This is a genomic window from Paenibacillus sp. FJAT-26967, from assembly GCF_001541095.1.
GTDB lineage: Bacteria > Bacillota > Bacilli > Paenibacillales > NBRC-103111 > Paenibacillus_F.
In genome coordinates, this window is record NZ_LMXH01000001.1 from 20,525 (window position 1) to 46,114 (window position 25,590).

Annotated in this window: 21 protein-coding genes; 16 read left to right on the forward strand and 5 right to left on the reverse strand. The window is 49.5% G+C overall.

What is annotated here, in order from left to right; all coding sequences use genetic code 11:
- Window positions 1-704 precede the first annotated feature (704 nt).
- A complete protein-coding gene (gene mqnC, locus AR333_RS00110) occupies window positions 705-1,841 on the forward strand; it encodes a cyclic dehypoxanthinyl futalosine synthase (protein WP_068773335.1) in 1,137 nt (378 codons plus the stop codon).
- 124 nt (window positions 1,842-1,965) lie between these two features.
- Here mqnC and AR333_RS00115 read toward each other — a convergent pair whose 3' ends face one another.
- Together AR333_RS00115 and AR333_RS00120 are read right to left on the reverse strand one after the other, a co-directional pair.
- Window positions 1,966-3,549 carry a cell wall metabolism sensor histidine kinase WalK gene (locus AR333_RS00115; protein WP_068773336.1) on the reverse strand — a complete coding sequence of 528 codons (1,584 nt, stop codon included), beginning with the start codon at window positions 3,547-3,549 and terminating at the stop codon, window positions 1,966-1,968.
- Window positions 3,539-4,240, reverse strand: coding sequence for a response regulator transcription factor (locus AR333_RS00120; protein WP_068773337.1), 702 nt, complete (start codon window positions 4,238-4,240; stop codon window positions 3,539-3,541). Before AR333_RS00120 ends, AR333_RS00115 begins: the two co-directional genes overlap by 11 nt.
- Window positions 4,241-4,570: 330 nt before the next feature.
- On the opposite strand from AR333_RS00120, the gene ytxC reads away from it, so the two are divergent.
- The 3 genes from ytxC to AR333_RS00135 all read left to right on the forward strand — a co-directional run bounded on the left by ytxC (window position 4,571) and on the right by AR333_RS00135 (window position 8,942).
- Window positions 4,571-5,542 (forward strand): putative sporulation protein YtxC, encoded by a 972-nt coding sequence (gene ytxC, locus AR333_RS00125; protein ID WP_068773338.1) that lies wholly within the window; start codon window positions 4,571-4,573, stop codon window positions 5,540-5,542.
- A 404-nt stretch (window positions 5,543-5,946) separates the two neighbouring features.
- The gene (gene thrS / locus AR333_RS00130) at window positions 5,947-7,899 is read left to right on the forward strand and encodes a threonine--tRNA ligase (RefSeq protein ID WP_068773339.1); all 1,953 of its coding nucleotides are present in this window, start codon (window positions 5,947-5,949) and stop codon (window positions 7,897-7,899) included.
- A 191-nt stretch (window positions 7,900-8,090) separates the two neighbouring features.
- Window positions 8,091-8,942, forward strand: a complete 852-nt coding sequence (locus AR333_RS00135) for a VOC family protein (RefSeq protein WP_068773340.1) — start codon at window positions 8,091-8,093, stop codon at window positions 8,940-8,942.
- A 136-nt stretch (window positions 8,943-9,078) separates the two neighbouring features.
- On the opposite strand, the gene AR333_RS00140 is transcribed toward AR333_RS00135, so the two are convergent.
- Window positions 9,079-10,569: a mechanosensitive ion channel gene (locus tag AR333_RS00140; RefSeq protein WP_068773341.1), complete on the reverse strand. Its 1,491-nt coding sequence runs from the start codon at window positions 10,567-10,569 to the stop codon at window positions 9,079-9,081.
- A 228-nt stretch (window positions 10,570-10,797) separates the two neighbouring features.
- On the opposite strand from AR333_RS00140, the gene AR333_RS00145 reads away from it, so the two are divergent.
- From AR333_RS00145 to AR333_RS00185, 10 genes are all read left to right on the forward strand, one after another.
- Complete coding sequence (locus AR333_RS00145; protein WP_068773342.1) at window positions 10,798-11,514, forward strand: 3D domain-containing protein; 717 nt, start codon at window positions 10,798-10,800, stop codon at window positions 11,512-11,514.
- Between the two features lie 255 nt (window positions 11,515-11,769).
- Window positions 11,770-11,895: a hypothetical protein gene (locus AR333_RS25585; protein WP_301336108.1), complete on the forward strand. Its 126-nt coding sequence runs from the start codon at window positions 11,770-11,772 to the stop codon at window positions 11,893-11,895.
- 198 nt (window positions 11,896-12,093) lie between these two features.
- Window positions 12,094-13,113, forward strand: coding sequence for a cell wall-active antibiotics response protein LiaF (gene liaF / locus AR333_RS00150; RefSeq protein WP_068775066.1), 1,020 nt, complete (start codon window positions 12,094-12,096; stop codon window positions 13,111-13,113).
- A gap of 15 nt (window positions 13,114-13,128) precedes the next feature.
- Entirely contained in the window at window positions 13,129-14,166 is a 1,038-nt protein-coding gene (locus tag AR333_RS00155) for a sensor histidine kinase (RefSeq protein WP_068773343.1), read from the forward strand.
- Window positions 14,163-14,828 carry a response regulator transcription factor gene (locus tag AR333_RS00160; protein WP_068773344.1) on the forward strand — a complete coding sequence of 222 codons (666 nt, stop codon included), beginning with the start codon at window positions 14,163-14,165 and terminating at the stop codon, window positions 14,826-14,828. The genes AR333_RS00155 and AR333_RS00160 overlap by 4 nt, the downstream gene beginning before the upstream one ends.
- A gap of 158 nt (window positions 14,829-14,986) precedes the next feature.
- Window positions 14,987-15,400: a YugN family protein gene (locus AR333_RS00165; protein WP_068773345.1), complete on the forward strand. Its 414-nt coding sequence runs from the start codon at window positions 14,987-14,989 to the stop codon at window positions 15,398-15,400.
- 234 nt (window positions 15,401-15,634) lie between these two features.
- Window positions 15,635-17,221 carry a S1C family serine protease gene (locus tag AR333_RS00170; RefSeq protein ID WP_068773346.1) on the forward strand — a complete coding sequence of 529 codons (1,587 nt, stop codon included), beginning with the start codon at window positions 15,635-15,637 and terminating at the stop codon, window positions 17,219-17,221.
- Between the two features lie 202 nt (window positions 17,222-17,423).
- Window positions 17,424-18,113, forward strand: coding sequence for a response regulator transcription factor (locus AR333_RS00175; protein WP_068773347.1), 690 nt, complete (start codon window positions 17,424-17,426; stop codon window positions 18,111-18,113).
- Window positions 18,114-19,628: a cell wall metabolism sensor histidine kinase WalK gene (locus tag AR333_RS00180; protein WP_068773348.1), complete on the forward strand. Its 1,515-nt coding sequence runs from the start codon at window positions 18,114-18,116 to the stop codon at window positions 19,626-19,628.
- A 43-nt stretch (window positions 19,629-19,671) separates the two neighbouring features.
- Window positions 19,672-20,634: a 4-hydroxy-3-methylbut-2-enyl diphosphate reductase gene (locus AR333_RS00185; protein WP_068773349.1), complete on the forward strand. Its 963-nt coding sequence runs from the start codon at window positions 19,672-19,674 to the stop codon at window positions 20,632-20,634.
- Between the two features lie 189 nt (window positions 20,635-20,823).
- Here the strand turns inward: AR333_RS00185 and AR333_RS00190 are convergent, their stop codons facing one another.
- Together AR333_RS00190 and AR333_RS00195 are read right to left on the reverse strand one after the other, a co-directional pair.
- Window positions 20,824-21,879, reverse strand: a complete 1,056-nt coding sequence (locus AR333_RS00190; RefSeq protein ID WP_172798775.1) for a hypothetical protein — start codon at window positions 21,877-21,879, stop codon at window positions 20,824-20,826.
- Window positions 21,869-22,444, reverse strand: coding sequence for a sigma-70 family RNA polymerase sigma factor (locus AR333_RS00195; RefSeq protein WP_068773350.1), 576 nt, complete (start codon window positions 22,442-22,444; stop codon window positions 21,869-21,871). The genes AR333_RS00190 and AR333_RS00195 overlap by 11 nt, the downstream gene beginning before the upstream one ends.
- Window positions 22,445-22,862: 418 nt before the next feature.
- Between AR333_RS00195 and aroF the strand changes: the two genes are divergently transcribed.
- Together aroF and glnA are read left to right on the forward strand one after the other, a co-directional pair.
- Entirely contained in the window at window positions 22,863-23,906 is a 1,044-nt protein-coding gene (gene aroF / locus AR333_RS00200; RefSeq protein ID WP_068773351.1) for a 3-deoxy-7-phosphoheptulonate synthase, read from the forward strand.
- Window positions 23,907-24,123: 217 nt separating this feature from the next.
- On the forward strand, window positions 24,124-25,548 hold the full coding sequence (gene glnA / locus AR333_RS00205) for a type I glutamate--ammonia ligase (protein ID WP_068773352.1): 1,425 nt from the start codon (window positions 24,124-24,126) through the stop codon (window positions 25,546-25,548).
- Window positions 25,549-25,590 lie beyond the last annotated feature (42 nt).

A 25,590-nucleotide genomic window follows, 5' to 3' on the forward strand; every position in this document is an offset into this window, starting at 1 on the left:
TCCGATCCGTCTTCCCCTTGTGTGATCGTAATGATCTCATCGTCATACACCAGCACCATTTTATCTTCGGATACAGGGCTGATTTCTTTAGGGGCTTTTTCTGACTGTAGTGCACCGGCAACTTCGGATACTTTTAATTGTGGAGCGTGGTAGGTGGTGGAAAGACTATTGTCCGCGCCTTCCGTTTTTACCAGATCATACTGATTTTGTACATACTTTGCTGGATCAGGAAGAATAGACATAATGCCGTAAAGAATCCACACTAGAAGACCAAGAGTGACTAAAGTTGCTATAGAACTTTTTGCATATTTAGACATACAATCCGGACCTCACAGATGTAAAAACATCCCATGCCTGACAAACGCAATCATAACCCATTTTATTCATTTTCTGACCACCCTATAAAAAAATTAACTTCAAAATAGTTCTTAATTTACACTATATTTGAATAATAAGGTAATGCGCAAGAACTTTAATACTTTTATTCATCAAGGTATAACGAAGGCGGAGTGCCAGGTTGCCGGATGCAGTTGCAGCATAGCCCGTACATGCAATTTCCGTAGCAGGATCATCTGGCGTATGTTACAATGGGATAAAGTTTGTTTTTATATGTAATTTTTTTCACATAGTAAATGAATGCCGCGGGCGGATATACGCTGACAGGCTAGTTTTCGCACACGGAAAGACAGAGAGGAGTGAATGCGATGAACCCGATTGACCGCATTCTGGACAAATCGCTAGCCGGTGAACGCATAGATCTAGAGGAATGTGTGACGCTGCTTGAATCAGATGAAATTGAAAAGATGGGGCATACCGCTAATAAAATTATGCTGAAGCACCATCCTGAACCTATTACGACCTTTGTAATCGGTAGAAACATTAACTATACGAACGTCTGCGACGTGTATTGCAGATTCTGTGCTTTCTATAGAAGACCCGGCTCCACGGAAGGATATGTGCTTACTAATGAGGATATCTTTCGCAAAATTCAAGAGACACTGGACGTAGGCGGTACGGAAATTCTGATGCAGGGCGGGACGAACCCTGATCTGCCATTCAGCTATTACACGAATTTGCTGCGTGAAATCAAGCAGCGTTTTGATATTACCATGCATTCTTTTTCTCCTGCCGAGATTTGGAAAATGAAAGATGTATCGGAAGGCCTCTCTCTTGAAGAGGTAATCCGCGATCTGCGGGATGCAGGGCTGGATTCTCTTCCGGGAGGAGGAGCTGAAATTCTGGATGACCGCATCCGTATGAAAATCAGTAAGAAGAAAGGCTCCTGGCGTGATTGGATGGACGCTATGGAAACCGCTCATCGTCTCGGCATGAGCACGTCCGCTACCATGGTGTACGGCTTTGGTGAAACGATGGAAGAGCGCGCCCTTCACTTACAGCGTATCCGGGATGCCCAGGACAAATGCATTCAGAACGGATATGATTCCAAAGGCTTCCTGGCGATGATTCTGTGGCCGGTACAGCCGGATAACACGAATCTGAACGTCGAGAAGAGCAAGCCGGAAGAATATTTGAAAATGCTCGCCATCAGCCGCATTATGCTGGACAATATTCCGAACTTCCAGTCTTCATGGGTAACCATGGGACCTGAAATCGGCCGCCAGTCGCTGCATTATGGCTGCAATGACTTCGGCAGCACGATGATCGAGGAGAACGTAGTATCGGCAGCGGGTACGACGCATAAAGTTAACATCGGCTCCACCCTCGAGATGATCCGCCAAGCCGGTAAAATCCCGGCGCAGCGTAATACACGTTATGATATTCTGCGCGTGTTCGATAATGAGAACGAGAAGGTCGAGAAAGACTTCGTTATGCAGAATTAACCAATCTAACAGATTCTTTCAGCGACTCTTATAGCAACAACCAAAAAACCGGAATCCGCCTCAGGCGATTCCGGTTTTTTGCTGTATCCGGGGCTAAGCCGACAAGCACCGTCACCCGATCATCTCAGGGACGGAGCAGCCGCACATGGAAGGACAGCTTGCTGCCGCTGCTCTCCGCCCATATCCGGCCACCGTGAGCCTCCGCAATGCTGCGGGCGATAGACAGGCCCAGGCCAGACCCTCCGGTCTCGGAGGAGCGCGCCGTATCCATCCGGTAGAAGCGCTCGAACATCTGGTCAAGCCGGGATGAATCCGGCAGATCTGTGAGGTTGGTGAATGTAACCCGGATGGGACGGCCTTCCGTTTGTTCCTCCCGGAAGCTGATTTCAATAGGGCTTGGACTCCGGCTGTATTTGACGGCATTGGTCAGCAGATTCTCGAATACCCGGATCATCTGGTCCGCATCAATGGAGACAAAATATTTCTCCGCAGGGATGGACAGTCTGATCGTTAAATTGTTCTGCTCGGCCAGGCCGACATACTCCTCGGTTAGTTGATGGAGAAGATCGTTCAGACAGACGGTCGTTTTGACTAGGGGCACTCCCTCGCTGGACATCCGCGTAAATTCAAACAGCTCTTCAATGAGCAGCTTTAACTTCTCCGCCCGCCCGTAGGCAAGCTGGGTATAGTGGTCGGCCTGCTGGGGATTCTGATACTCGCGGTCTTTCAGCAGCCTGAGATAGCCGATGATGATAGTCAGCGGAGTCCGCAGGTCATGGGATACGTTGGTGATGAGTTCCGTCTTCAGCCGCTGTGCTTTGCGCTCTTCCTCGATTGATAGCTGCAGCTCGTTCGCCATTGTGTTCATATGGCCTGCAAGCGCTCCAAGCTCATCCTGGCTCCGCTCCTTAACCCGGTAATCGAGGTTGCCCCGCGACATCTGAACCAGTCCGTGCGCCAATTCTTCCAGATAGCGTATTTTACGCCGGGTAACCCAATAGAACAGCAGAATGAATATAATGACGGCGGCAAAAATAGAGACGGTTCCCGATTTTTTGGCAAGCGGGACAGAGGGACCAGCCGGATAGACGGTATGAGTTTTCATAACCACAAAAGCTTCTGTACCGTTAAGTTCAAACGGATACATGGCCGTCAGGCCCTGCAAGGTCAGGTTGACATTACGGGACTGGGATTCTACAGAGCCTGCAATCAGCTGAGCCAAATTAAACCGGGTCTCGGGGCTGGACAAAGACCGGTGCAGAACTTCTCCGTCGTGATCGATAATATAGAAATCACTTTTCATCCTTAGCGCGTGATCGTTCAGAATCTGTTCAATTTCTTCGCTCTTCAGCGGATGGATTAAATCTCCGGGAGGTTTAGCCCCGGTCCCCGGCTTGCCCTGCCCCGCTCCGCTCTCCGGGCGTGCAGCAGGGTTGTTCTGCAGCAGCTCAAGGACATACGCGATGTTGTAGACCTCGTACTTGGCATCCTTTACATCCATCGAGTAGTTGGTTTCTGCGTCACGCAGCGGCTTGGTCAGATCGTGAATGTACCGGCCGGCAAAGATAGAGGCTGTCATGCACAAGATAAAAGCCAGGATTAGCTGGAGCTGCAGGCTCCGGGTCAGGCTGTTCCTGAACAGAACAGCGGCTTGGAGCGATCCTTTGAGAAGCAGACTCCCTATACGGTTCAGAACATTACGATTCAATTTTGTATCCTACTCCCCAGACCGTCTTGATAAATTTCGGCTGACGCGGATTGCTCTCGATTTTTTCACGGATCTTACGGATATGAACCATAACGGTATTGTCCGATTCAAAATAAGGATTGTTCCAGACCGATTCGTAGATGCGCTCGGTACTAAAGACGATGCCGCGGTTACGGGCCAGCATTTCCAGAATGGAGAACTCGCGCGGCGTTAATTTTACCTCCCGTCCTTCCGCATAAACCTCATGAGTAGCGGTGTCGATGATCAGGTCATCCAGCTCAATTCGGCTCGGGGGCGTTTCGCCGGGTATGGGAGCGTTTAATCTTTTATAGCGGCGAAGTTGAGATTTGACTCTTGCCAGCAGTTCAAGAGGATTGAACGGCTTCGTCAAATAATCGTCCGCACCTGTGGTTAATCCGAGAATTTTATCCATATCCTCGCTTTTGGCGGATAACATAATGATGGGCATGTTCTTTGCTTTGCGGATTTCCAGGCAGGCCTCCAGGCCGTTCATATTCGGCATCATAATATCCAGCAGGATCAGATCAATTTCCGTGGTTTTCAGCACTTCAAGAGCTTCCAGTCCATCGCCGGCCGAAACCGTCAAATAGCCCTCGTTCGTCAAATAAATTCCGATGAGCTCTACAATTTCTTTCTCATTATCTACAATAAGTATCGTTTCATTTCTCATTCCAGGTTCTCCTTTAAGCAGGCATACGTCTATGTAATCCGTTAATTAGGACAGTAACACGGTCTTAAGAGCCAGGCAACGGCTTTACCTGGGCATTCAATCAATCGTCCGGGGTAAGAAAGGCATTCAAGCAATATTCGTGCCGCCTACAGCAGTATAGGAAAAGAATCTTAATACTAGCATGCACAATTTCTTAAGGAATGCTTAAGAATCCGCTGCCCGCAGCGGAAGATGCCTGGCCCGGATACCTGTCCAAGAGTTGGTTGTATATCCGCCATCAGCGGGCCATATACTTTTAGAAGGAATCCATCGTCAGGAAGGAGTGAGCCCATGTCATTCGTTACTTTTGTTTTCAGCAATTCCGCTGCTTTTGATATTACGGCGCTTCAGCATAGGCTGGACGGCAGGCTGACGCCTTTTCAAAGCAAGCATCTGCATATAAGCACGGCCCTGGATCACTTGAAGGACAGCACGGAGCTTCACATACATGTCGAGCAGACAGGCAAACAGCATGTTAAGAAGGATGTCCTTCTGGAAGCTGCAGCTGAAGCCTGCGCGGAGCAAATTGTGGAAGTTGAAGAAGAGAAACTGATCCGCAGGCTTCTTGTACATAGCTTTAACTATGAAGATGAGGCTGAAATTAAGCAAATCGCACGTTATTGCAGCCAGTTTTTGAACGGGGAAGCGCCCACTGACAGTGAAGGTGATCTGGAGACATACGCAGATATGCTTACGTGGGAGCAGGGGGACGGGGTGCAGCTGCGGAGAAGCAAAATAAGCGAGCCGCTGGCCGCCTATCTGAAAGAAACTCCCTTGATCAATTTACCGGGATTTATTGCATTTCGTCTCCAGGCATATACCGAGGAGATTAGAGAAGTGATTGAATACGCGATTGATGAATACGTCATGGACCGGCAGTATCAGGAATTCATATCGCTGCTTCAATATTTCGTCTATATTCAGGAAACGAAAACCGAAGCGGCGCATTTGATACATAAGGGTGGGGCGGAGTTTATCATTCTGGACGAACATATGAAGCCGATTGATACGGATAAGCTGGAATCTTCGTTCACGCTGGAAATGCTTGAGAAGGATATCAGCTTTGAAGATATGATCGTGAGCACTTTGATTTCGGTTTCTCCCGCAAATATTTATATCCATACCTCGGAGCCGGATTTGCCTGTCATTCGTACGATTAAGCAAATTTTCGAGTCCCGGACTTCCATCTGTTCGTATTGCAGCGTATGCCGCGCCCTGCTTGCCGGCAATTCCCATTCCGGCCCGGTGATTCCCTTGACCTGAGCTGTTAATCGTCTTATAATTGTTATTCAAAGGCACTGACCGAAGATACGAACCGCCAGTAAAGCTGCTCTAGAGAATGGGGACCCGGCTGCAAGCCCCTGCAGATTTACGGCATGTTTACCCCTTCGAGAGCCGCGGAGCGGAACCTGTACGGTTGAGAGTCCTGAGCGAACGCTCATGATCTGCTGTACGGAAGTATGTTCATGCCGATTCATTCCCGTTACCGGATGCTGAATGAGGATTCAGTCCCGCTTCCATGAAGCAGCGGCGACGAATCGAATTAGGGTGGAACCACGAGCCAAGCACACTCGTCCCTTCGGGATGTGTGTGCTTTTTTGCGCTCTTTTCTAATAGCTGCAGACTTATTTATTCGAAATCTTATCGCCCAAGGAGGCTGACTACACATGATGAAATTGACTTTTCCAGACGGTGCCGTCAAAGAATACGCGCCGGGTACTACAGTGGAGCAGGTAGCGGAATCCATTTCCTCCGGTCTAAGAAAAAATGCCGTCATCGGCGTTGTGAACGGCCAGCAGGTTGACCTTAACCGTCCGATCGAAGGGGATGCCGAACTTAAGATCGTTACGCTTGATTCGGAAGAAGGCGTAGAAGTGCTGCGCCATAGTACCGCCCACTTGATGGCACAAGCGATCAAACGCCTCTATGGAGAGAAAGCCGTTAAACTGGGAATCGGACCTGTTATTGAGGACGGTTTCTACTACGATATTGACATTGAGAATCCGCTCACTCCAGAGGATCTGGGCAAGATCGAGAAGGAAATGTCCCGCATCGTGTCCGAGAATCTGCCTATTACACGCAGAGTGGTCAGCCGGGAGGAGGCCCTTTCCATTTTCGAGAAAATGGAAGATCCGCTGAAGCTGGAGCTGATCCGGGACCTGCCGGAGGATTCCGTTCTGACGATCTACGACCAGGGCGAATTTTTTGACCTGTGCCGCGGCCCTCACCTGCCGTCTACCGGCAAGATCAAGGCATTTAAGCTGCTCAGCGTAGCGGGGGCATACTGGCGCGGGGATTCCAAGAATAAAATGCTGCAGCGCATCTATGGCACGGCTTTCCCTAAGAAAGCGGAGCTGGATGAGCATCTGCATCTGCTGGAAGAAGCGAAGAAGCGCGACCATCGTAAGCTGGGCAAGGAGCTCAAAATGTTCACCTTCTCCAAAGAAGTTGGACAAGGTCTGCCGATCTGGCTGCCTGCCGGTGCTAAAGTTCGCCGCATTATGGAGCGCTATATCGTCGATCTGGAAGAGCGTCTGGGCTACCAGCATGTGTATACCCCGGTGCTCGCTAACGTAGAGCTCTACAAAACAAGCGGACACTGGGAGCACTACCAGGAGGACATGTTCCCCAAAATGGTGCTGGATAACGAAGAGCTCGTACTTCGCCCGATGAACTGTCCGCACCATATGATGGTGTATAAGAGCGACATGCGCAGCTATCGCGAGCTGCCTGTACGTATCGCGGAGCTGGGCACGATGCACCGCTACGAAATGTCCGGCGCCTTGACAGGTCTTCACCGCGTACGTGCGATGACGCTGAACGATGCGCATATCTTCTGCCGTCCGGATCAGATCAAGGAAGAGTTCGCACGCGTCATTAACTTGATTCGTCATGTGTATGAAGATTTCGGAATCAACGATTACCGGTTCCGTCTGTCCTATCGCGATCCGAAGGATACCGAGAAGTATTTCCAGAACGATGAGATGTGGGAAATGTCGCAGCGTATGCTGCGTGAGGTTGTGGAAGAGATGAATCTTCCGTTCTACGAAGCGGAAGGGGAAGCCGCCTTCTACGGACCGAAGCTCGATGTCCAGATCCGTACCGCACTCAAGAAGGAAGAGACGCTGTCCACCGTACAGCTGGACTTCCTGCTGCCGGAGCGCTTCGAGCTTGAGTATATCGGCGAAGACGGACAGAAGCACCGTCCGGTCGTTATTCACCGCGGTATCATCTCGACGATGGAGCGGATGACGGCTTTCCTGCTTGAGAATTATGCGGGCGCTCTGCCGACTTGGCTGATGCCGGTTCAGGCGAAAGTAATTCCGGTATCGCCTTCTTATGAGGCTTATGCGAATGATGTAACGGAGAAGCTCCTGCTTGCCGGAATACGGGCTGAAGCCGATAACCGCAATGAGAAGCTTGGCTACAAGATCCGTGAAGCCCAGCTGGAGAAAATGCCTTACATGCTCGTTGTGGGCGAGAATGAAATGAACTCCGGCTCCCTGTCTGTCCGCAAACGCGGTGAAGGCGATCTGGGTGTGCACAGTCTGGCTCATGTAGTCGGGCTCATTCAGCAGGATATTGCCAATAAATCCAAAGTGGCATCTGCGGAAGAGTAAGGCTTTTGTATAAAAGATCGTATAAAAGATCGTCAAAAAGGAGAACCTGAGGGTTCTCCTTTTTTGTATGGAATGAGAGGAAATAGACGGTTCTAGACAAGATCATATACAGAGGTTATAATTAACTTACTAAAAGTAACTAAATAAATTTTATATAACAATATATCCATAAGGAAGGGCGGTAAACTAAGATGCCTGTTATACACCCTGAAACTCATATCGGGTACGTACAGATTAAAGTCAGCGATTTAGCTGAATCGGTTGCTTTTTACCGGGATGTAATCGGACTGAAGGTACTCGGACAGCATGCTTCCACAGCTGAAATGAGCGCGGACGGAAAGCGTCCTCTCGTTATTCTGGAGGAAGTGCCCGGTGCCATCCGGATACCGGAAAGAAGCGCGGCAGGCCTGTATCATTTTGCTATTCTCCTGCCCAGCCGCAAAGAATTGGGTTATGCACTCCGTCATCTGGCGGAGCACCGTGTCCCTGTCGGACAGGGGGATCATCTTGTCAGTGAAGCGCTCTACTTGAACGATCCGGACGGGAACGGAATTGAAATTTACGCCGACCGGCCGCGCGATACGTGGCGGAAGGATAAAAGTGGTCATTACATTATGGCGACAGATCCTGTAGACTGGGAGAGTCTCCTGGCACTGGCAGGAGATGAAGCATGGAGTGGAATGCCGGCTGGTACCGTAATCGGCCATGTGCATTTTCATGTGGGGGATTTGAAAGAAGCGGAGCGTTTCTACTGTGAGTTGCTCGGCTTCGAAATTACACTGCGCTTCGGGCCATCGGCTTTGTTCATAGCGGCTGGCGGGTATCATCACCATATCGGCCTGAATACATGGGCGGGTTCCGGTGTCCAGCCTGCCCCTGCCAACGGGACCGGCCTGCGCTGGTTCACCCTGGTACTGCCTGACGAAGGCGAACTGAAGCGGGTGATTGGCCTTCTGCAACAAAATGGGATTGTTGTAGAAGAGCGGCCAGACGGTTTCTTCGTGCAGGACCCTTGGCAGATCGGTATTGTATTAACGGTTTAGGATCTTAAGAAAAGCTGAGACGGGGTTCAAGAGTGAGAGAGCTTTCTCTGGCGGCAATCCCGTTAAATGGCTTTAGAATATGCGACCACACACAAAAAAAATCGGCCGGGCATTCGCCAGCCGATTTTTAATTTTTTTACATGGAGATGTCGTTCGATTTATCCTGCTTCTTATCCCAGTAGCGTTTGACGGCCGGGATGCTGCCGATACCTACAGAGATAATGAAGGCTGCGGCAAGGGCAATCATAACAACCAGGTAACCGGATGTAATAATGATGGAGCCCAGTCCGATTTCGGTTAGTCCGATTACAACGGCCAGAACGATAATGACCGGTTGAACGAAGCCTTTCAGCGGATTACTCGGAGAAATCATACGCTCTGCGATGCCGGCAAGTATAATGCCGATGCACACAATGATCACAACCAGGATCACTTTGGGAAGCATAACCATCAGAGCGGCAAAGGTTGTGGAAATAAAGCCAAGATCAAGTACATTGGTGGCTTCTACCAGGAAGAAACCGAAGACGAATACGGCAATCAGGGTCCCGATCCATTTGGTAAGCGGGAAGGCCGGCATGGAAGCATTGGCAGAAACTGCGCCCTGCATCCCCATCTCCGAACTAGTTGGCCCGGCTTTCCGGCGGAAAGCCGGCATAAGATCATTTACTTTGCGGTCGAGGCCCATAGGAGACAGAACCGTAATGATCAGGTTGCGGACGATTTTCGCGAGAATGTAGCCCAAGTACAGCAGGAAGGCTGCAACAAGAATTTTCGGGATCCAAGCCATCACCAGGTTCAAGATATTCTGAGCCGGCATGCGGATCGATTCGATCTGCAGCAAGTTCAGCGCTTGCACCGCGATTGGGAACAAGATCAGGAAGTATACAACGCTGTATACAAACTGCGATGCATTCAAGCTGTCTCCGATCCAGCGCTGAAGGTTAGCCGAAGCAGTCAGCGTGGAAGCCAGACGAGCGACGAATTTGGCGATAAGATGTCCGATAATAATCAGAATCGTAGCGCCTGCAAGCAGAGGCAGATAGCTGATGATCAAATTAATGACGGAAGAGATCGGTTCCGAAATAGCCGGAATCTGCAGCGTCTTCAGAATCGTCGGCGCGAAGAGCAGAATAACGATGGCGTAAGCGATCGTGCCGGCTACTTCACGGTAATGGACAAGTGCAGGCATCTTGCTCTTAATCGTATGAGAACCGAAGAAGCCGGATACGATACTTTTGAGCATAGTTCCGAGAATGTGCGCGACTGCTGCCAGCAGGGCCGCAGCCAGTAAATGCGGTATGTAAGACGTAATACTTCCAATAAAGCCGACGAACGGATTCAAGACATTGCTGAAATTCAGCATTTCAAGAACAATCAGCAGCGTAATAAGTATGAGGAAATATTTTAATACCTGTGAAATAATTCGGCTGATTGAACTGTCCGGAGGGAAGAACTTTCTTCCTTTCGCATCGACATTTGACTTAAGAAGTCCTTTATATACAGCTTTAGAGACAGCATTCGCTATCCAGAGACCAATGATCAGAACAAGGATGGCTCCAATAAGCCGCCAAATGGAGTCTCCATTAAGCATAAATAAGTTCCAATCGTCCCAATTTCTAACGTTCATTCGACCATCCGCCTTTCAATATTGAGTTCTATAATGATGATTTTGCTCTCCCAGTACTTACCCCGCTACTTGCAAATTAAACATTCTGATCTCTCATCCTTATTTTGTCATTTGATCAACCGAATAAATTCATAAGAAGACGGATAACCTGACCTTGACAAGTTTTTCCAATGTTTAGACTTTCGCGAAATTGGACAAACTCATATATTAGGGGGAGGTATCAAATCTATGTTGCCTGATTCAAGCAATCAATCCAAATGGTTCAGTATGGTTATGATGTTGAACATCGCTATCGTTTTAAGCGGCCAAGATCAAACAAGTCTGACGGGAATAAAAGATGTTGCGGCCATCCAGGAAACACTCGCTCCCGTAGTAACGGAATTAACACAACGCCCGCTTGAAGAAGCTAAGGCTGAACCTGATAAAACAGAGCCTGATAAACCAGAACCTGAGACCAAAGAGGTTCGTGCTGCTTCCAGTGAAGCAAAAAAAGTAAGCTACAAGCTGTCGCCTGACGGCAGCCAGGATTTAGCGCAGTACAAGGCCGTTGAAGTTGTCGCGACCGGTTACTACTCCGGAATCGAGTCCACGGGTAAGAACCCGGGCCATCCCGGATACGGCATTACGAAGTCGGGTATGAAGGTCAAGCGCGATGAGCATTCCTTGTCCACAATCGCCGCCGATCCCAAAGTGTTTCCGATTGGCACGGTTCTCTATATTCCGGGTTACGGATATGGGATTGTAGCAGATACGGGAAGTGCTATTAAGGGGAAGAAAATTGACCTCTACTACGAAACAAAAGACCAGATATACAAAGAATGGGGCAAAAAGAAAGTGAATGTCTTTGTGGTCAAACAAGGGAGCGGCAAAGTGACCCAAGTTATCTGGAATCAGCTTGTCCAAGAAATTTTCCGTCAGAATCCCGTCGATACACCTGAGGCTTAATCGTATATAGACAACAAGCGCCTGCAAATTTGCAGGCGCTTGTTTTTTGCGAAATGAAGTATACGCCTCTCTAGGTTAAAACCTTTTTTAGGATAATGATCCTTAATCTGTATCTTTATCTGTTCCACATCCAGTTCCTATTATATAGAAGAAAAAAATCAGAATGAGCTTAAGTCCTGACAACAGGAAGCTATTTCCTTCATATCCTGGTCCGTTCCGGCAAACCCTATTAATGAAATGCGGGAGGTGAATGACATGGGCAAAAACAAGCAGAACAAGCCGAATAAGAAAGCGGCACAGCAAACCGAATTCTCAACTGAAGTAGCAGTGCCGAGCAGCCAGCAGGCAAAAGATGCGCAAAACCTGAATAACAATCAATAAGCTCAGGACAATTAAATGGTCCCGCATGACAAACAAGGGAGCTCCCAAACCGGGGGCTCTTTTCTTTTGGTGGAGGTTTATCTGCTTTTCTCAGTCTTGCGACCGAGGAAACAATCAATCCTTCGTCTCTTCTCAGTCATGACGGTACGAAGTAAACTAAAGATAGAATGAAAGGACATGAAGGCGGGGAATGAAACGATGAATAGTTCTAGGGTAGGACGGCTGACGGGTGGTCTGGTGCTTATTGCAGTCGGTATACTGTTTTTTCTGAACATGATGGGGTGGATCACAATCAGCATTCGCCAGTTATTTGCAACTTTTTGGCCGGTTCTGCTTATCTTCTCAGGTCTTATGACTCTGATCTTCAGACATTCGAAGCAGCGGGGGGAAGAATTCGGAGGAATTATTCTGCTGTGCGTGGGCACGATCTTCCTGCTGCGCAACTTAGATTTGACTCCGTTCTCTATCGGTCAGATGTTTCAATTTATGATCCCTGTTGTGCTGGTGTATGCCGGTATCCAAATGATTTTTAGCCGCAAAAGAAAAGATGCCGGATCGGACTTTGGCTCCCATTACGGTTCCGGGTATGGATCTGATTATGATTCAGGCTACGGTTCCAAATACGGGTCTGATTACAGTCATCCAAACTCTGACGATAATTGGCAAGAGGAAGGCAAGGGTTGGAACGAGAAGAAAAGAGCTTTCGAACGCAAGATGAAAGAGTGGGAGCAGCATTCTTCCGGATCGCTGCACTCCGACTCCAGTGCTCACGATCCTTATCATCAACCTGCCGGAGGACCGGGAGGCATGGAATATCACTATGTGAACAATTACAAGAAAACGCAGAACAAATCAGGCTTTATCGGGGATTTCTACATCGGTAAAGATTACTGGGAGCTGACTCCGATGAATATCTCCTCTTTTATCGGCGATACCTTCATAGATTTGACGAAGGCCAGTATTCCGGCGGGTGAAACTAAAATTACCGTGTCAGCTTTTATCGGAGATGTTAAAATTATTGTTCCGGCTGATCTGGACATTGAAATTAAAGTGACGGCATCTTCCTTTATCGGCGACATGAAAGTGCTGGATCGCCATGAGGACGGAATGATGCGTTCGATGTCCATGCAGACTCCGTATTATCAGGAAGGCATCAAGAAAATTAAACTAAATGTATCCATGTTCATCGGAGACGTTGTGGTGAAGAAGATCGGGTAAGGGGAGACGGTGTTGATGAGAAAATTATGGAGCATGAAGTGGCAGCTGTTGCTGTATTTTCTCGCCTCGAGCCTGCTTACCCTGGGGGTTCTGGGATTCGCCCAGCTGTACATTCCATGGGAAACGGTGAATGATACCTGGAAGCTGATGTTCGGACTTCTTACAGTTCTGATCGGACAGGCGGTCGGCTTTATAGCCGCCCGCTCTTTTCAGCGCAAAGTGGATGTGCTGCATATGGCGATGCTCCAGCTGGCTCAGGGGAATTTGAAGGACCGGCTTCCTGTCGATCCCATGGATTCTTTCCGCCCTGTCTACGAGGCTTTCAATAAGATGGCAGGTTCCCTGGAAGAACGGACTCATCTTCTGCAGGAAATGGGAGAGGAGCGGGCTTATATGGAGCGCAGCTCTGTGGAGACGGCGGTTGTGGAAGAGCGCAGACGTCTGGCGAGGGACTTGCATGACACGGTCAGCCAGGAGCTCTTCGCTATCCATATGTCCGCTTCTTCCCTGCCGAAGGTCATCGGACACAACCCGGATGCAGCGGGACAGTTGATGGAGCAGCTGATCCAGATGTCGCATCATGCCCAGAAGCAGATGCGCGGTCTGATCTCCCAGCTGCGGCCGATCGAGCTCGACGGCAGCACACTTGAGGAAGCGCTGGAGAAATGGTTCCCCGAGTACTGCAGGGCCCACGAGCTGCAGGGCAGTTTGGATGTGGAGACGCAGGAGCCGATCTCGGAGACGATTGAGCATCAGCTGTTCCTGATCATCCAGGAGGGGATGGCGAACATCGTCAAGCATGCTTCCGCCAGGCGGATTGAGCTGAAGCTGCATGACTCCGGCCGCCAGTACGTACTTCAGCTGCTTGATGACGGCAAAGGCTTCGAACGGAGCGCGATTTCCTCAGCGTCACACGGTCTGTCTACGATGAGGGAGAGGGCGCAGAAGCTGGGTGGCGAAGCGGAAGTTATCAGCGGAGCGGGTACAGGGACGACCGTGCGGGTGAGAATACCCAAATTTACCAAAGTGGCGAAAGGGGACGCAGCTGAGTGAAACAACAGGTAAAAGTAATGCTCGTGGACGATCACGATATGGTCCGGGTCGGATTGCGCACCTATATTATGCTGGAGGAAGAGCTGACCGTTGTGGCCGAGGCGGCAAACGGCCAGGAAGCTTTGCAGACGCTGGAGGGACTGGACGGAGAGAAGCTGCCGGATGTTATCCTGATGGACCTGACAATGCCCGTTATGGACGGAATCGAGGCGACCCGTCAAATTACGCAGCAGTATTCCTCTTCTATTAAAATTATCATGCTCACCAGCTTCCTGGAGGAAGATAAAGTCGTTCAGGCGATAGAGGCCGGCGCCGTCTCGTACGTGCTTAAGACGATTTCTTCCGACCAGCTTGCCCTGGCGATCAAAGGAGCGGCAGATGGAATGCCGGTCATGAATCCGGAAGTATCGCTAGCCTTGACCAGGGGACTCAGGCAGCGGTCGGTACAGCCGGACGATGAGCATCTGACTTCCCGCGAGCGGGAGGTTCTTGCTCTGATTTCGGACGGGAAGTCCAACAAAGACATCTCCGAGGAGCTTCACATCAGTATCAAGACAGTCAAAACGCATGTCAGCAATCTCTTGATGAAATGTGAGCTGGAAGACAGGACTCAGCTCGCTATCTATGCGCACCGCAAGGGGTGGGCGAGTACAAATGCATAATAGATTCCATCAGGAAGAGAGCGGCCGCAGGGGCCGTTTTTTTTCTGGATTGACGGGCTGTAACGTTTATAAGAGCGGGTGCTTATAAAAACAGGAAAATGGAGGCAACCTAGACACAACGGATCGACACTTACTAGAAGACTGGGAGGCTGCCTCGGATGAAAGCATTACATTCTTCGCTCGATCAGACCGAAGAGGCATTTGACAATGTGCGGGATTATTTACACCAGTTCGAATTTACACTCGGAGGCAACTGGGATTATGACCATGGTTCATTTGACCGGTATCTGGATGAAGCGCATAAGGTATGGCTGCGGATTCCATTTGAAGTAACGCTGGGCCAGCTTGGCGGAGATACAGACGAAACAGATGCGATGGTGAGGATCGGGACCCCCTATGTTCTGAAGCATGTCTATAATGAAGGCGTGGATCATTCCGCTCACTTGATGACCGCATCCGCACTGATCAATCAGTTCCAGGCTCCGCTGGACGAAGATGCCGAGATCGAGAGCGAATGGATAGGCAAAGCCGAGAGGCTCCTGCGTGAAGTGGAGCAGAAATGGTTAAATTAAGTGAAGAAGCCCGCCTGTGATTCAAGCAACTTGAGGTATTTCATCAAAAAGCCGGTGCTAAAACCGGCTTTTTTAGCTTCCTTTTATAGAATTTTAAGGTTTGTTTAAGGATGGAAGTCCATTATATACATACAGAGACGGTTAAACATTCCCTACAAATTACATCATCGCAACCGTCCTTCATTTATCCTTTACCAGACTTTATACGACTATTAATTAATGGAGGAATGAGCCATGGATGATAAGAAAAAAGAGTTTGACCCGCAGTCCGGTTACCGTGAAGACAACTATGATTCGGAACTAAAGCGCGAGGAAGCGGCTGCACAAGATAATCAGGAGCATGCGGAGAACCATGAAAAGCCTTCTTATTACTACTCTTATGGGCCGTATAAAACAGGGATGAAGGGCGAAGAACAGGCGGCCGAATCCGAAGTGGCGACCACGTATTCACATGCGGATGAATCAGCTGCTCCGGTAGAGGTTACACCGCCCAGACCGGTCCGTTCCTTCTCCTTTAACAACCGCAGCGAGAACAAATCATCATCCGGCGGAGGATGGGACGGCTCGGGCAAGAAACGCGGTTCTTCCATACGCAGCGGGTTCGTTGCATTCCTCGCCGGTGCTGTAGTCGTTGCATCACTGATGTTTGCGGCCGATAAAACAAACCTGTTCACGAACAATCAAGCGCTGTCCTTACCGGGTGCCCAGCCGAACAGCTCGAATACCGCAGCAGCGGGAACCGCGAACAAAGCTGCTTTGGACACGGCTCGCCCGGCTAATATCGCACAGATTTTCCAGCAGGCGAGTCCGGCTACCGTTAAAATCGAATCGTTCGTGAAGAAGAAAACAAGTCAGGGGAATTCCAGACAAAATGATCCGTTCTATCGTTTCTTCTTCGGTGACCAGGATTCCGCTACTCCTGAATCGGGTACGGGTTCCGGAACCATGCAGAAGACCGGAAGCGGAACGGGCTTTATCTTCGAGAAAGACGGCTACATTCTGACGAATGAGCACGTAGTGGAAGGCGCCGATGAAATTCAGGTAACTGTCCAAGGATACGAGAAGCCGTTTACGGCCAAACTGCTGGGCAACAGCTACGATCTTGATCTGGCTGCACTGAAAATCGAAGGGGAAAAAGACTTCCCGACCCTGCCGATCGGAAGCGCGGATAGCTTGAATGTCGGTGACTGGGTTGTCGCGATCGGGAACCCGTATGGATTTGATCACACCGTAACAGTCGGGGTGCTCAGCGCCAAGGAGCGTCCGATCTCCATCCAGGATGAGCAGGGAACACGCAACTACAAGCACTTGCTGCAGACAGATGCTTCGATTAACCCGGGGAACTCCGGCGGTCCTCTGCTGAACATGAACGGTGAAGTGATCGGTATCAACACAGCCGTAAGTTCGCAGGCTCAAGGTATCGGTTTTGCGATTCCGGAGAGCACCTTCTCCCAAGTGCTGGACAATCTGAAGAACAACGTGAAGATTCCCAAAGAGCCGGCACCATTTATCGGTGTCAGTCTACAGGATGTCGATAAAGAGTTAGCCGCCGAACTCAAGCTTGGGAACACCGAAGGGGCTATGATTGCCGAAGTTACGCGTAAAAGCCCTGCTTTCCAAGCCGGTATGCGCCCTTATGACGTCATCGTGGATATTAATGACCAGAAGGTCCAGAATGCCGCGGCCGTCACCGAGAGAATCAAGACACTCAAAGTAGGCGATAAAGCCAAAATCGGGGTCATGAGAGACGGAAAGCGCGTTGAGCTGGATCTGACTATCGGGGACCGTAATGAACTGGAAACCGAGCAGCAGAAGAAGTAACCTTATATGCCGATCCGTGAAGGAGCAGAGAAAAGGCAGAATTCATGCTGATTCTCTGCTTCTTTTTCTGGTAAAAAATAAGTGGCGGCTGGGAATACACAGAATAATTTTATCCGCAAGAGGGATTTGGTACAATAGAGGGATAGAAGCCTCGGGTTGCAGGCGCTGGAAAGTTAATGGAGAAGGGTGCAGATGAAGAGGAATGAGAGAAACGATCCTGGTGATTGATGATGATGAGAAAATTACATCCATGCTTCGGCGCAGCCTTGCTTTTGAAGGCTATACCATCGTGACGGCGAATAACGGCAATGAAGGGCTTAAAAAAATGCTTGAGCAGGAGCCTGGGCTCGTGGTGCTGGACATTATGATGCCGGTGATGGATGGATGGGAAGTGTGCCGGCGGATCCGCGAAAGCGGAAGCCTCGTGCCGATCTTGATGCTGACAGCCAAAGATGAAGTGACGGACCGTGTAAAAGGGCTGGATTTGGGAGCGGATGATTACCTCATCAAGCCTTTTGCGCTCGAAGAACTGTTAGCCCGTGTACGCGTGCTCCTAAGGCGTCGTGTAGAGCGGGCCGAGCAGCCGACGAACCGTCTTCATTACGATAACGTGACGCTGGATCTCGACACCCGTGAAGTTTTCCGGGAAGAACAGCTCATTGAATTGACGACCAAGGAATTTGATTTGCTTCATTTGTTTATGCAGAATCCGAAGAGAGTGCTTTCGCGCGACATTATTATGGAAAAAATCTGGGGCTACGATTACAGCGGGGAATCCAACGTGCTAGAGGTCTATATAGCCCTGCTGCGGCAAAAGACAGAAGAGTACGGACACAAGCGTATCATACAGACGGTGCGTGGAGCGGGGTATGTCCTGAGAGGAGAGAGTTAAATGTCTATCCGCCTCCGGTTGACACTGTGGTATTCCGGTATTTTGGCGGTTACCCTGCTGTTGTTCGGCTTTGGCCTTTATCTTTTTCTCTCGTTCTATATTTACAGCGATTTGGAGAAACAGCTTAATGATACATGGAAGCAGACGTATGAACGTAAAAAGACGGTAGGTATTCCGACGTTTCGCGGGGGGTATCAGCTCAAACTGGAACTGGATAATCTGGATACGTTCTCGGAAAATTATTTCTTCCAATTATCCAGTCTGAATGAGGAAGAGGCACCGCTCATCCATGACCGTTCTTCTCTACTGAAGGGCTACGGGCTGTCGCTGCCGATCTCGGAATCCGCCAGGCAGAAGATCGTACAGACGGATCAGTTTATTGTCGAACGCTTGAATTTAACAGTAAGCAACCGGTCAGTGCCGATCATCCTGGTCAGCAAAGGGTTCAATATTTCGGAGAACGGCCAATTGATATCGCGGGGCGTGCTTCAAGTAGGGGCTCCTATCTATTATTATCAGAATTTCTTTAACCTTCTCCAGTATTCACTTGCCATCCTTGCTCTTGTTACCGTTCTCATCGCGGCAACGCTGGGCTGGTTCCTGGCACGCAAAGCGCTCCGGCCGATTGAGCAGGTGATCGTCGCCACGCAGAAGATCGAGAAGGGAGCGGATCTTGATAAGCGGATTATCTATGACGGGCCGGAGGATGAAATCGGCCGTCTGACGGTGACGATCAACAATATGCTCGGCCGCCTGCAGCTCGTCTACAGTGAGCTTGAGGAGGCCTACCGCGCGCAGCGGCGATTCGTCTCCGACGCTTCCCACGAGCTCCGGACACCGCTTACGACGATCCGCGGCAACGTGGAGCTGCTGGAGAAGATGTGGAGCAAGTCGCTCACATCCGGACAGGGTACTCCAGCCAATCCGGAGCATGTCGAGATGTCGATCGAGGCTATGCAGGATATCGCCGGTGAGGCTCACCGTATGAGCCGGCTCGTCAACGATATGCTGTCGCTCGCCCGGGCAGACGCGGGCTTCGAGATGGAACTGCGGCCTATCGAGCTGAAGCCGCTTGTCGAAGAAGTCGCCCGCAGGGCTCTGTTTCTGCCCCGCCAGGCGGAATGGATCGTCGGCGATCTGGATGTTCTGGACGGTTTGACGGTGCGCGGCAACAAGGATTATATGCAGCAGCTGCTGTTTATTTTCATCGAGAATGCGTTCAAGTTTACGTCCGAAGGAAGTGTCCGTCTGGATGCGCTCCGATCCAGGGAACAGATCGGTCTGCGGATTGCCGACACGGGTATGGGAATGGACAAGGAGGAAGTGCCGCACATCTTCGACCGTTTCTACAGGGCGGATGTTTCCAGAGGCAAAACGGCGGGAACCGGCCTTGGGCTGTCGATCGCCAAATGGATTATTGACGAGCACGGCGGGTCCATCGAAGTCATTACCCGGGAGGGTGAGGGCACTACCTTCGTCATCTGGCTGCCCGTTGTCTTTCTTCCCAGCGCGTGATGGGCTATAATAGAATCAACACGACGAAAAGTAGGTGCTTGTTATGAAAGTCGTTAAGATTTCCCCCAGGGGCTATTGTTACGGCGTAGTAGATGCGATGGCACTGGCCATGCAAACGGCTAAGAACCTCGATCTGCCCCGGCCGATTTATATACTCGGTATGATTGTGCACAACGCTCATGTGACTTCTTTCTTCGAGGAAGAAGGCGTAATTACGCTGGACGGTCCCAACCGTCTTGAAATTCTGGATCAGGTGACGACCGGGACGGTGATCTTCACGGCCCACGGCGTGTCGCCTGAGGTCCGCCGCATTGCGCGCGAGAAGGGCTTGACGGTTGTAGATGCGACTTGTCCGGATGTGACCAAGACGCATGACCTGATCCGTGAGAAGACGGCCGAGGGCTATGAGATTATTTATATCGGCAAAAAACACCATCCGGAGCCGGAAGGCGCCATCGGCATCGCACCTGACCGTGTCCATCTGATCGAGACGCTTGAAGACGCGGATGTACTGGAGCTTGCGCTGCAGAACTCCCGCGTGCTGATCACGAATCAGACAACGATGAGCCAATGGGACATTAAACACATTATGAAGAAGCTGCTGGAGCGGTTTCCGAAGGCGGAGATTCATAATGAAATTTGTCTGGCGACCCAGGTTCGTCAAGAAGCTGTGGCTGAGCAGGCCAAAGAGGTTGATCTGGTTATCGTCGTCGGCGATCCGAAGAGCAACAACTCCAACCGCCTGGCGCAGGTTTCCGAGGATATTGCGGGGGTAAAGGCATACCGCATATCCGATGTATCCGAAATCAGCCGGGACTGGCTCATGACGGTTCGTAACGTAGGAGTGACATCCGGCGCATCGACGCCGACTCCTATTACGAAGGAAGCGATCGCTTATTTGGAGCAGTTCGATCCTGCGGATGAGTCGACGTGGGAAATTACACGGACCATCAACATGAAGAAGCTTATCCCAATGCCCAAAGCAAGAGCCGGCATTAAATCCTAGCCGATCGGGTTCGCTTAATTCGGCAAGCCGTTACTAGCCGTATTTAGATTGCCGCCAGTAATTAAAGAAATAGATACGTTAAAGACTGCTCGATAGTTAAAAAGCCGGATTCCTGTTTGAAGGAATCCGGCTTTTGTTTGTTAAATGAGCGGAGCTGCTGTTTAGGTGCTGCATCAGGCGTCTTGACTGTTATTTCTTCGGGGAGAGTTCATTTTTGTGTTCAATAACTTGCAATACTTTAGGTTCAATGGCTCTTAGCTGTTGTTCATATGAATCCGTGCTTGTTGGAACATCGCCATTATTTTCACCTTGAATTTGTGCATCAACCTGGGTTTTTGAAATGACCTCAATCACTTGTTGTTTAGAGATATTTTTAGATGCCGCTATCTCCGCAACAGAGGTACCTTTTGCTAATTCTTCTTTTAATTCTGCCGGGCTAATTTCCAGTAAAGTAAACAGATCTGCATCATTTAAAAAGTCATCGGCGAAATAATCAGGTTTACCGTTTCTCGAAAAATATCCTTCGATTTTATGGGTTGAAGGTGTAGTGTCGCCTCCGATTAGAGAAACACTGCTCGTATTGCCCTGAATAAATACCTGATAGAACGGTGTTTTTGAACCTTTTTTACTGTAATTCAACACCAACGTTTTGTGATCGGGGTTCTCCATTTGCTCGATAGCAAATTCGTACTCTCCGATGTTGCCATACAGTTTATCAATCAGATTGTCTGTCTTCGACTTGATTTGCTGATCGGTTAAAGCAGTGAGCGGCTTCTCTTCAGGCTCCCAATTTTCTTGTATCACGTGCTCGATCGTTCCTGTGGCAGCGTTCGAATGAAGGGTAATCTTTTTGCCGGTTCCTCCTTTTTCCTGAAGGATGATGCTGGTTTGGACACCTTGAACTTTGCTTGCATCGATAATCTCGAATGATTTTGTTTCGGGAAATGCGCTATACAGCTTCTCCAGTGCAGCCTTGCCAGCTTCATCCACCTTGACTTGTTCAGCCGTCATTGGTGTTCTGGCAAGCAGATCAATCAGGGCAGGGGCCGCAAATGCTGCGGTGGGAATAAGAATTGCAGCAGCAACTATTCCGCCTATTAATCGTTTTTTCATGGTTTTTTCGCTCCTTTTTCGCTGCAAATAGTGAGAATAAGATTGTTCGACTCGTCTGGAAACGGACGGAGGACACTCCATAGTTTCCGCTTCTTTGTGCAGATGTTCACGGATTTCACGTTCAATAGTCATTGAGCTTTTCCATCCTTTCCCGGGGGAGATTCCATACGTGTTTGCGGAGCACCTGAAGGCCGGCATGATACCTGGACTTGACTGTACCCAGTGGAATATCGAGCAGTGCCGCGATTTCCTCCAGTCTATAGTCGTGAAAAAAGCGGAGGATAATCACTATTCGCTGTTTGTCGGTCAGTTTTTGAATGGCCTGCGATATGATTGGGTTCGTCCCATCCATCAACACATGGGGTTGATCCCAGTAGGGCTCTTCCCGAGAAAAGGCACGGATGCGTTCAAAGATTCGGAATCTCCGCCAGCTCTTGACCCGGAATCTCTGCACTTGACGGATTACTAAGCCGTGCAGCCAAAAATGGAAAGGCCGGTTCGTATCGTAGTTAGCAAGTGAGGTCCACATTTGCATATAGATCTCATTCATCACATCTTCCCGATCCTGTTGATGATCCACCAGAAAGGAGACGGTCCGGTAGACGTCCTGATAGGTGGCCTCATAGATCGCATGGAACGCCTGTTGATTGCCATCTTTCATTTTTGTGAGCAATTGGTACATATATTCACTTTGCATTCAGAGGGCCCTCCTGAGTAAGCAGCTTACACACTATATTGTCGCTGTATCAAAAAAAGGTTCGGTTCTTTATTTTCAGTCCGTGTTATAGCCGGGTGAATGATTTCATTTTAATTTGAGAAAGGGCATATTGAAAAACTATTTTCCATTTTTGGATATTATCCGGTAAAGATGTTTCTTTTCTGGATCGATGCAGGTAAGAAGCTTCACCATTGTTTAGCTATCCGGGCTTGACGAAACTGAAATAGAGTTGTATATTTACTTTATTGAATAAAAGCATGAAAGCATAAAAGCATAAAAGCTAAAAAGCATAGAAGCTAAAAAGCATAGAAGCTAAAAAGCATAGAAGCTTAAAAGCGAACAAGCGATGAAGTATAACCGGAAAATAACCATACAAACCCACAGGAGTGTGAATGAAATGATCGCAATTCTTTCTAATAAGGTGGAGCAAGGCCGAATTGATGATATCGTCCAGATTATCCAAAGCCATGGTGTGCAGGCTCATGTATCCCGCGGAGATGACCGGACAGTCATCGGAATTATCGGTCAAGCCGATCCTGTACTTGCAGAACAGCTGCGTCAGCAGAAAGGCGTCGAGCAAGTGGTGAAGATTTCGAAATCCTACAAACTGGCAAGCCGTGACTTTCACCCGGCGGATACGGTAATTCGAATCAAGGATGTCGAAATCGGCGGCGATCAACTGGTTGTTATGGGCGGCCCCTGCGCGGTAGAAACCCCTGAGCAGATGGATGAAATCGCACGTCTGGTCAAAGCGGCCGGAGGCCAAGTGCTCCGCGGCGGAGCATTTAAACCTCGTACGGGGCCATACAGCTTCCAGGGCGTCGGAGTGGAAGGTCTGGTCATGATGGCTGAAGCGGGACGCAAACACGGGCTTCTCACGATCACAGAAGTCATGACACCGGAGTACGTGGATGTATGCGCCGAATACACGGACATTTTGCAGGTCGGTACTCGCAACATGCAGAACTTTGATCTGCTCCGCAAGCTCGGCACGATTCAAACGCCAGTGCTGCTTAAGCGCGGATTCAGCTCCACTTACGATGAGTTCCTCAATGCGGCCGAGTACATTCTGGCGGGCGGGAATCCGAACGTTATGCTGTGCGAGCGCGGAATCCGAACATTCGAGACGTACACGCGCAACACGCTGGATCTTACCGCGATTCCGGTGCTCCAAAGCTTGAGCCATCTGCCGGTCATCTCGGACCCGAGTCACGGAACGGGACGCCGTGAACTCGTCGAGCCGATGACCAAAGCATCCGTAGCTGCGGGAGCTGACGGCCTGATTATCGAAATGCATACAGATCCGGACAATTCCATGACCGGAGACGGAGTTCAATCGCTTTTCCCGGATCAATTCGCCAAATTGCTTCGTGATCTGGAGCAGCTTGCCCCGCTTTGCGGCAAACGCTTCGACACATCCAAGGAAGCTGTACTGGTTTAATTCCATTAATAATTTCATTATTAAATCGCTTGAAAACCGGAGAAATCCGGTTTTTTTTGTTTCATGTGATGAAACCTTACATAATTTAAAAAAATACCTGACATGACTATTGACGATATTTCCGGGAGCACTATATAATATGTAAAAAGATGAGTTGAAAACTTGAACATTACACAGAGAATCTAATGTGAATGTACGGAATTAGGAGGGTTTACACATGTCAGTTAAGAACGTATTAGACCTTATCAAGGAAAAAGGCATTGAATGGGTTGATTTTCGTTTCGTAGATCTACTGGGTAAAGCGCACCACATTTCTTTGCCGGCTTGCGAAGTTGAGGAAGAAACATTCGAGAACGGAGTCGCTTTTGACGGTTCCTCCATTCAAGGTTTCCGCGGTATCGAGGAGTCGGACATGGTTATGATGCCGGATACGGAATCCGTCTATGTGGATCCTTTTACCGCTCATCCGACACTGATCGTTATGTGCAACATTCACACTCCTGATGGCGAGCGTTATGAGCGCGATCCGCGCAGCATCGCACACAAAGCAGAAGAATTCCTGCAAACAGCCGGCGTAGGTACAACGGCATTCTTTGCTCCTGAATCCGAGTTTTTCATTTTCGACGACGTTCGTTATGAAAGCAGCATGAATACTTCTTTCTATTCGGTCGATTCCGAAGAAGGGGCATGGAACACATCCCGCAAGGAAGAAGGCGGCAACCTGGGCTTCAAAATCGGAGTCAAAGGCGGCTACGTGCCTGTACAACCCGTGGACAGCCAACAGGATATCCGCAGTGAAATGTGTAAACTTCTCCAAGAAGCAGGTCTTCGCATCGAGCGTCATCATCACGAAGTAGCAACAGCAGGTCAAGCCGAAATCAACTTCCGCTTTGACACCCTTACTAAAACTGCAGACAATTTGATGAAATACAAATATATTGTACACAACACAGCCAGACAGTATGGAAAAGTAGCGACTTTCATGCCTAAGCCTCTCTTTGGAGACAATGGTTCCGGTATGCACGTTCACCAAAGTATCTTCGATGGCGACACGCCTCTGTTCTTCGACAAGAACGGCTACGCGAACCTGAGTGAAATGGCTATGCACTACATCGGCGGTATTCTGTATCATGCTCCGGCACTGATCGCGCTGACTAACCCGTCCACCAACTCGTTCAAACGTCTGGTTCCTGGATACGAAGCACCGGTTAACCTGGTGTTCTCCAAAGGAAACCGTTCCGCGGCTGTCCGTATTCCGGTTGCTGCTGTGACTCCGAAGGGCTGTCGTATCGAGTTCCGTACGCCGGACTCCACGGCTAACCCATACCTTGCTTTTGCAGCTATGCTGATGGCGGGTCTGGACGGTATCAAGAAGAAAATCGATCCTCGCGAGCTTGGCTACGGCCCGCTGGACAAAAACATTTATGAACTGTCCGATGCAGACAAATCCGAAATCCGCAGCGTTCCGGGCACATTGGAAGAAGCTCTTGACGCTCTGGAAGCGGATCACGACTTCTTGCTCCAAGGTGAAGTGTTCACGAAAGACTTCATTGCGAACTATGTCGATATCAAACGCGGCGAAGCGAAAGCTGTTGCGATCCGCATCCACCCGCACGAGTACTCCTTGTACTTCGGCTGCTAATAGCCTTTCTTGCAAGCTTAAATAATGCCCTAGAGTCTCCCG

Excerpts from the sequence above, each read along its gene's own strand:
- mqnC (WP_068773335.1), top strand. The coding sequence starts at position 705 with ATGAACCCGATTGACCGCATTCTGGACAAATCGCTAGCCGGTGAACGC.
- AR333_RS00120 (WP_068773337.1), bottom strand. The coding sequence starts at position 4,240 with ATGAGAAATGAAACGATACTTATTGTAGATAATGAGAAAGAAATTGTA.
- ytxC (WP_068773338.1), top strand. The coding sequence starts at position 4,571 with ATGTCATTCGTTACTTTTGTTTTCAGCAATTCCGCTGCTTTTGATATT.
- thrS (WP_068773339.1), top strand. The coding sequence starts at position 5,947 with ATGATGAAATTGACTTTTCCAGACGGTGCCGTCAAAGAATACGCGCCG.
- AR333_RS00135 (WP_068773340.1), top strand. The coding sequence starts at position 8,091 with ATGCCTGTTATACACCCTGAAACTCATATCGGGTACGTACAGATTAAA.
- AR333_RS00140 (WP_068773341.1), bottom strand. The coding sequence starts at position 10,569 with ATGAACGTTAGAAATTGGGACGATTGGAACTTATTTATGCTTAATGGA.
- AR333_RS00145 (WP_068773342.1), top strand. The coding sequence starts at position 10,798 with ATGTTGCCTGATTCAAGCAATCAATCCAAATGGTTCAGTATGGTTATG.
- AR333_RS25585 (WP_301336108.1), top strand. The coding sequence starts at position 11,770 with ATGGGCAAAAACAAGCAGAACAAGCCGAATAAGAAAGCGGCACAGCAA.
- liaF (WP_068775066.1), top strand. The coding sequence starts at position 12,094 with ATGAATAGTTCTAGGGTAGGACGGCTGACGGGTGGTCTGGTGCTTATT.
- AR333_RS00155 (WP_068773343.1), top strand. The coding sequence starts at position 13,129 with ATGAGAAAATTATGGAGCATGAAGTGGCAGCTGTTGCTGTATTTTCTC.
- AR333_RS00165 (WP_068773345.1), top strand. The coding sequence starts at position 14,987 with ATGAAAGCATTACATTCTTCGCTCGATCAGACCGAAGAGGCATTTGAC.
- AR333_RS00170 (WP_068773346.1), top strand. The coding sequence starts at position 15,635 with ATGGATGATAAGAAAAAAGAGTTTGACCCGCAGTCCGGTTACCGTGAA.
- AR333_RS00175 (WP_068773347.1), top strand. The coding sequence starts at position 17,424 with ATGAGAGAAACGATCCTGGTGATTGATGATGATGAGAAAATTACATCC.
- AR333_RS00180 (WP_068773348.1), top strand. The coding sequence starts at position 18,114 with ATGTCTATCCGCCTCCGGTTGACACTGTGGTATTCCGGTATTTTGGCG.
- AR333_RS00185 (WP_068773349.1), top strand. The coding sequence starts at position 19,672 with ATGAAAGTCGTTAAGATTTCCCCCAGGGGCTATTGTTACGGCGTAGTA.
- AR333_RS00190 (WP_172798775.1), bottom strand. The coding sequence starts at position 21,879 with ATGACTATTGAACGTGAAATCCGTGAACATCTGCACAAAGAAGCGGAA.
- AR333_RS00195 (WP_068773350.1), bottom strand. The coding sequence starts at position 22,444 with ATGCAAAGTGAATATATGTACCAATTGCTCACAAAAATGAAAGATGGC.
- aroF (WP_068773351.1), top strand. The coding sequence starts at position 22,863 with ATGATCGCAATTCTTTCTAATAAGGTGGAGCAAGGCCGAATTGATGAT.
- glnA (WP_068773352.1), top strand. The coding sequence starts at position 24,124 with ATGTCAGTTAAGAACGTATTAGACCTTATCAAGGAAAAAGGCATTGAA.